Source organism: Streptomyces sp. NPDC059695, from assembly GCF_042733785.1.
Lineage (GTDB): Bacteria > Actinomycetota > Actinomycetes > Streptomycetales > Streptomycetaceae > Streptomyces.
Genome location: NZ_JBHWFF010000071.1, coordinates 1 through 7,653, shown reverse-complemented (window position 1 = coordinate 7,653; position 7,653 = coordinate 1). Strand labels below are relative to the sequence as shown.

Below are 7,653 nucleotides of genomic sequence, written 5' to 3'. Positions count from 1 at the left end.
CGTCGGCTGGTGAGGACGAGGTGGCGTGCGCCGTGCTTCGTCACGAGATGACGGGCCAGCAGACTGCCGAGCGCGCCGGTGCCTCCGGTGATGAGTACCGTCCCCTCCGGATCGAACCGCCCCGCGCCCGGAGCGCCTTCGGAGCCCGCCGTCCCTTCGGCGCGGTCCCGGTCGGCGCGGGCCAGCGTCGGGGCGAACAGCTGCCCGTCCCGTACGGCCACTTCGCCACGCCCGGAGGCGGCCACGGCGGGCAGCGACTCCGCCTCCGCCGCCCAGTCGCCCCCGGAGCCGCCCACGGCACCGTCGGTCACCGGCGCCGGCGGGAGGTCCACCAGCGTGAAGAGGCCCTCGGTCTCCTGCTGCGCGGTCCGCAGCAGACCCCACACCGTCGACACGCCCGGCGACGTCACGCGGGGATCCGGCCCCGCCGCGACGGCGCCGCTCGTGACCATGAGGAGCCTGGTGTCGGCGAGGCGCTCGTCGGAGAGCCACTCCTGCACCACGGCCAGCGCGTCGACCGCCGTGGCATCGGCGGCGGCGAGCACGTCCTCGCCGTCCTCGCGCCAGGGCAGCACGACCACCGACGGCACGGGACCGCCCGCGTCCAGCGCGGCCCGCAGCCCCGCCAGGTCCGCGTGCCGGACCCGGACGCCCAGCCGGTCGGCCACCGCGTCACCGTGCTTGCCGAGCGTCGCCCACGAGGCGGCCGGCGCCTCCGGATCCGTCGGCCGCTCCACGGGAACCTGCCGCCAGCGCAGCACGTACAGCGGATCGCGGGACCCGCCCGAGGCCTGGGCGAGCGCGCTCGGGTCCACGGTGCGCAGGGCCAGTTCGGCCACCTCCGCCACCGGCGCGCCGGTCGCGTCGGCCAGCGTCAGGGCCGCCGTGTCCGGCCCGGTCCTGCGCAGCCGCACCCGCAGCGACCGGGCGCCCTCGGCGTGCGCCGAGATGCCGGACCAGCTGAACGGCACCCGCAGCGGCGCCTCCGGGTCGGCCACGAGCAGGGCGTGCAGCGCCGCGTCGAGCAGCGCGGGATGCAGCACGTGACCCGCGGTGGCGCCGCCCTCGGCGTCGTCCGGCAGGGCGACCTCGGCGTACAGGTCCTCGCCGTCCCGCCACAGGCCCGTCAGGCCCTGGAACAGCGGCCCGTACGCGTACCCGCGCCCGGCGAGCGCCTCGTACGCGTCGGTGAGGTCCACCGGCTCCCCGGCCGGCGGCCAGGCGAGGTGCTCCGCGGACGCGCCCCCGGGCGCACCGGCGAGCGTGCCGGTCGCGTGCCGGGTCCAGTCCGTCCCGCCACCGGCCCCGGCGGTCTCCTCGCCGCCGTCCACCGGGCGGGCGTGCACGGCGAGCGGCCTGCGGCCCGCCTCGTCGGGCGCGCCGACCCGCACCTGGAGGTCGACGGCGCCCGACTCGGGCAGCACGAGCGGGGCCTCCAGGGTCAGGTCGTCGACCGACCCGGCCGCCGCGAGGTCCGCCGCGTGCAGGGCCAGGTCGACCAGGGCCGCGCCGGGCAGCAGGACCGCCCCGCCGACCGCGTGCTCCTCCAGCCACGGGTGGCTGCGCCGGGACAGCCGCCCGGCCAGCACGAACCCGTCGTCGTCGGCGAGCCGGACCGCGGTGTCCACCAGCGCGTGCCCCGATCCGGCGCCGCCCGGCCGCTCCACGCGGCGGGTGAGCCAGTAGTGGTCCTGCCGGAAGGGGTAGGTCGGCAGGTCCTCGGGATGCGCCGGGGTGCGGTCCGGCCGCCAGTCCGTGGGGGAGACCCCGCCGACGTGCAGCCGGGCCAGGGCCGCACCGAACGTGCCCGCCTCGTCGCCGCCGCGCCGCAGCGCCGGGGCGAGGACGGCGGCGCCGGACAGCGACTGCCGGGCGAGGGCCGTCAGGATCGCGTCCGGGCCGAGCTCGACGTACCGCACGACGCCGCGCTCCTCCAGGACCCGGACGTGGTCGGTGAAGCGGACCGTGTCGCGGATGTGCGCCGTCCAGTAGGCCGCGGTGGTCGGGTCGCCGCTCATGACGAGCGGGACCGACGGCTGCCGGAAGCGGATCCCCGCCACGGCCTCCTCGAACGCGCGGAGCATCGGCTCCATGAGCGGCGAGTGGAAGGCGTGGCTGACCTTGAGCCGGGTGGTGCGTCGGCCGAGCGCGGCGAACGCGTCGCGGACCGCGAGCGCGTCCTCCTCGACGCCCGAGACCACGGTGGAGTCCGGCGCGTTGAGCGCGGCGACGGACAGCCCCGGGGTGAGGTGCGGCAGCACCTCCTCCTCGGTCGCCTGGACGGCGATCATCGCGCCGCCCGCCGGCAGCGCCTGCATCAGCCGGCCGCGGACCGTGACGAGCCGGGCCGCGTCGTCCAGGTCGAGGACGCCGGCGGCGTGCGCGGCGGCGATCTCGCCGATGGAGTGGCCCGCCAGTTGGTCCGGGACGACGCCCCGGTGCTCAAGGGCCCGGTGGAGCGCGGTCTGCAGGGCGAACAGGGCCGGCTGGGTGTACTCCGTGCGGTTCAGCAGCTCCGCGTCCTCGCCCCACATCACCTCCCGCAGCGGCCGGTCGAGATGCCGGTCGAGCGCCACGAGCGCCTCGTCGAGGGCGGCGGCGAACACCGGGTCGGCGGCGTGGAGTTCACGGCCCATGCCGAGCCGCTGGCTGCCCTGTCCGGTGAACAGGAACGCGGTGCCGCCGGTGAGCGCGGTACCCGCGGTCAGACCCGGGGCCTCCCTGCCCGCGGCGAGGGCGTCGAGGGCGGTGAGCAGTGTCTCGTGGTCGTCGGCCGTGACGACGGCGCGGTGGTCGAAGCGGGTGCGGGCGGCGAGGGTGGCGGCGACCTGTGGTGCGGGGGTCTCGGGGTGTTCCGTGGTGTAGGTGTGGAGCAGGCGGGCCTGTTCGCGCAGGGCCTCCTCGCTCTTGGCCGACAACAGCCAGGGCAGGTGGGGGAGTTCGTGCTGAGGAGTCGCGTCGGTCTCTTCCGGTGCCTGCTCGATGATGACGTGGGCGTTGGTGCCGCTGATGCCGAAGGAGGAGACGCCCGCCCGGCGCGGCTCCCGGTCGGCCGGCAGCCAGGGCCGGTTCTCGGTGAGCAGCCGTACGGTGCCGTCCGACCAGTCGACGTGATCCGTCGGCTCCTCCGCGTGCAGGGTCCTGGGCAGGACCTCGTTCCGCATCGCCATGATCATCTTGATGACGCCGCCGACACCGGCCGCCGCCTGGGAGTGCCCGATGTTGGACTTCAACGAGCCGAGCCAGAGCGGGTGTTCGGCGTCACGTTCCATGCCGTACGTGTTGATCAGGGCCTGCGCCTCGATCGGGTCGCCGAGCCGGGTGCCGGTGCCGTGCGCCTCGACGGCGTCGACCTGGTCGGCGGTCAGGCGCGCGTTGGCCAGGGCCTGACGGATCACCCGCTCCTGCGAGGGACCGTTCGGCGCGGTCAGACCGTTGCTGGCGCCGTCCTGGTTGGTGGCCGTGCCCCGCACCACCGCGAGCACCCGGTGCCCGTTGCGGCGCGCGTCCGACAACCGCTCCAGGAGCAGCAGGCCGACGCCCTCGCTCCAGCCGGTGCCGTCGGCGGCACTGGAGAACGACTTGCAGCGGCCGTCCGGCGAGAGACCGCGCTGCCGGCTGAACTCCACGAACGTGCCCGGAGTCGCCATCACCGTCGCGCCGCCCGCCAGGGCCAGGGAGCACTCGCCCTGCCGCAGCGACTGCGCGGCCAGGTGCAGCGCCACCAGCGACGACGAGCACGCCGTGTCCACGGTGATCGCCGGACCCTCCAGGCCGTACGTGTAGGCGATGCGGCCCGACACCACGCTCCCGAGCGTGCCCGTCAGGAGGATGCCTTCGAGCTCCTCCGGCATCTGCTGCACATGCGGCGCGTAGTCGTGGTACATCGTGCCCGCGAACACGCCCGTGTCGCTGCCCCGCACCTCGCCCGGGTCGATGCCGGCCCGCTCGAAGGTCTCCCACGCGGTCTCCAGGAGCAGCCGCTGCTGCGGGTCCATGGCCGTCGCCTCGCGCGGGCTGATGCCGAAGAACTCGGCGTCGAACTCGCCCGCGCGGTACAGGAACCCGCCCTGGTCCGTGCTGGACCTGCCGACCGCCTCCGGGTCGGGGTCGTACAGGTTCTCCAGATCCCAGCCGCGGTCCCCGGGGAACGGCCCGATCGCGTCCGTGCCCTCGCTCACCAGCCGCCACAGGTCCTCGGGCGAGGACACCCCGCCCGGGAAGCGGCAGGCCATGCCGACGATCGCGATCGGCTCGTACGCGTCGTCCGCCCCGCCCCCGGCCGCGGACCGCGCCGCCGGGACGAGCGCGGAACCACCGGACGCCCCCCGCGCGCCCGAGGACGTGAGCCGCTCCCGCAGATGCGCCACCAGGGCCTGCGGCGAGGGGTAGTCGAAGACCAGGGTGGCCGAGAGGCGAAGCCCCGTCGCCGCGTTGATCCGGTTGCGCAGCTCCACCGCGCTCAGCGAGTCGAAGCCGAGGTCCTTGAACCCGGAGGTGACGTCGACGGCAGCCGCCGACGCGTGACCGAGCACCGCGGCCGCCTGCTCCCGCACCAGGTCCGTGATCCTGCGCTGCTGCCCGGCCTCGTCGAGACCGGCGAGCTCGGCCGCCAGACCGCCGCCACCGGCCGGCGCGGCGGCGGCCACCCGGCGCAGCGGCGCGCGGACCAGACCGCGCAGCAGCGGCGGCACACCGTCGGCAGCCGCCCGCGACCGTACCGCCGCCAGATCGAGGCGCGCGGGCACGAGCAGCGGCTCGGGACGGCCGAAGGCGGCGTCGAACAGGGCGAGGCCCTCGGCCTCCGTCATCGCCACCACTCCGGACCGGGCCATCCGGGCCAGGTCGGAGCCGGCGAGCTTCTCGCCCATACCGCCCTCGCCCCACAGGCCCCAGGCCAGCGCGGTCGCCGGAAGACCGAGCGCGCGGCGGTGATGGGCGAGGGCGTCGAGGAAGGTGTTCGCGGCGGCGTAGTTCGCCTGACCCGCCGCACCGATCAGACCCGACACCGAGGAGTAGACGACGAACGCCGCCAGGTCCAGGCCCGCGGTCAGCTCGTGGAGGTGGAAGGCGGCCTCCGCCTTCGGGCGCACCACGGTGTCGAGGCGCTCCGCCGTCAGCGCGGTGACCACGCCGTCGTCGAGGACACCGGCCGTGTGCACGACCGCGGTCAGCGGGTGCTCGGCGGGCACCGAGGCGACGAGCGCCGCGAGCGCCTCGCGGTCGGCGGTGTCGCAGGCCACGACCCGCGCCTCGGCACCCGCGTCGGCGAGCCGGGCCACGAGTTCGTCCGCACCCGGTGCCCCGGGACCACGACGGCTGGTGAGCAGCAGGTGCCGTACGCCGTGCCGGGCGACCAGGTGCTCGGCGAGCAGCCGCCCGAGCCGCCCGAAGGCGCCGGTGATCAGGACGGTGCCGTCGGCGGCGAGGGGCCGGGAGGGCGTGGAGGACCCGGTCGTGGCGGACGGGGAGGGGACCGGCGGGGTGTCCTCCGCGACCCGGGCCAGCCGGGGCACCCGGATCTCGCCCGCGCGGACCGCGCTCTGCGGCTCGCCGGACGCGATCACGGCCCGCAGCCGCTCCCGTGACGCGGCGGCCCCGTCGACGTCGACGAGCGCGAAACGGCCGGGGTACTCGGACTGCACCGAACGCAGCAGGCCCCACAGGGGCGCGGCGACCAGACCCCACGCCGTCACCTCGGGGGCCGCGCCATCGGCGGCGGGCTCCGCGGCGGTGCCCACGGCGTCCCGCGTGACGACCAGCATCCGGGTCTCTGCGAGCCGCTCGTCGTCGAGCAGCGCCTGCACCGTCGCCAGCGCCTCGTGCGCGACCCCACGGGCCTCGGCCGACGGGGACTCCGGGCCGGAGCCGGTCGTCACGGCCGCGTGCACGACGAGCCCGGGGACGGTCGCCGTGCCGGCGTCCAGAGCCGTCCGCAGCGCGTCCAGCGACGCGTACGCCTCGGCGCCGAGCGCGACGGCCAGTTCCCCGGCCTCGGCGGAGGAGCCCAGCACCACCCGGTGCTCGCCGGCGTCGTCGCCGTCAGTCCCGGCGGCCGCGGACGGCTGCCAGGCGACCGTGAACAGCGGCTGGCGGCGGCCGCCGTCGGCGAGCCGACCCGCCTCCACCTGGCGCAGCACCAGGGACTCGACGACCGCGACCGGCGCACCCGCCGGATCGTCCAGACGCAGCGTGACACCGCCCTCGGCGGACGGGGTCGCGTGCACCCGCAGCCGGGTCGCCCCCGTCGAGTACAGGGTCACGCCGCCGAAGGCGAACGGCAGCAGACCCTCGGCGCCGTCGACCAGCGGGTGGAGCGCGGCGTCGAGCAGCGCGGGGTGGAGGGTGTGGCCGGCGGTGTCGACGCCCTCGGGGAGCTCGATCTCGGCGTGGAGGTCGTCGCCGTCGCGCCAGAGCGCGGTCAGACCCCGGAACGCCGGACCGTACGCGTATCCGTGCGCGTCGAGCCGCTCGTACGCGCCCGTGAGGTCGACGCGCTCGCCCGGCGGCGGCCACGCGATCGGCTCGGGGGCCGGGGCGGCGTCGGTGAGCGTGCCCGAGGCGTGCCGGGTCCACGGCTCCGACTCGTCCGTGCGCGAGTGCACGGTGATCGCCCGGCGGCCCGCCCGGTCCGCCGCCTCCACCGTCACCTGGAGGGTGACCGCGGTGTCCGAGCCCAGGGCGAGGGGGGCCTCCAGGGTCAGCTCCTCCACCGTCCGCACCTGCGCGAGACCGGCGGCGTGGAGCGCGAGGTCCGTGAACGCGGTGCCGGGCAGCAGGACCGTGCCGGCGATGGTGTGGTCGGCGAGCCAGGGGTGGGTGCGCAGCGAGATCCGGCCGGTGAGGACCAGCTGGTCGCTGTCGGCGAGCGCGACCACCGCGCCGAGCAGCGCGTGGTCCGTGGCGGTGAGCCCGGCGGCGGTGACGTCCGTGCCGGCCCGTCGCGACGAGAGCCAGTAGTGCTCGTGCTGGAAGGGGTAGGTGGGCAGGCCTTCGGGGATGCGGGTGGGGGTGAGGGGCTGCCAGGTGGTGGGGGTGTGACCCGCGGTGTGGAGGCGGGCGGCGGCGGTGGCGAGGGTGGTGGCTTCGGGGGCGTTCTTGCGCAGGGTGGGCGCGAGGACGGCTTCGGTCCCGTCCAGTGTCTGCTGGGCGAGGGCGGTGAGGACGGCGTCGGGGCCGAGTTCCAGGAATCGGCTGGTGCCGCCTGCTTCGAGGTGCTGGATGCCGGGGTGGAAGCGGACGGCTTCTCGGATGTGGCGGGCCCAGTAGTCGGGGGTGACGAGGTCGTCGCCGGTGGCGGGCAGGCCGGTGACGTTGGAGATGACGGGGATCTTCGGGGCGTGGAAGGTCAGGCCGCTGATCGCGGTCCGGAACTCCTCCAGGACCCCGTCCATGTGCGCCGAGTGGAAGGCGTGGCTGACCGTCAGACGGCTCGTCTTGCGGCCCAGCGCCGTGAACTGCTCCTGGAGTGCGGCGACCTTCTCCGCGTCGCCCGAGACCACGACGGAGCGGGGTGCGTTGAGCGCCGCGATGTCCACGCCCTCGGTGAGCAGCGGGACGACCTCGTCCTCGGTGGCTTGGACGGCGAGCATGGCGCCGTCGTTGCGGGCGGTTTGCATGAGGCGGCCGCGGGTGGCGACGAGGGTGACGGCG

1 protein-coding gene is annotated in these 7,653 nt (G+C 76.0%); it reads right to left on the bottom strand.

What is annotated here, in order from left to right; all coding sequences use genetic code 11:
* A partial coding sequence (locus ACFV2S_RS37700; RefSeq protein ID WP_385570818.1) for an SDR family NAD(P)-dependent oxidoreductase occupies positions 1–7,653 on the bottom strand: 7,653 nt, incomplete at both ends.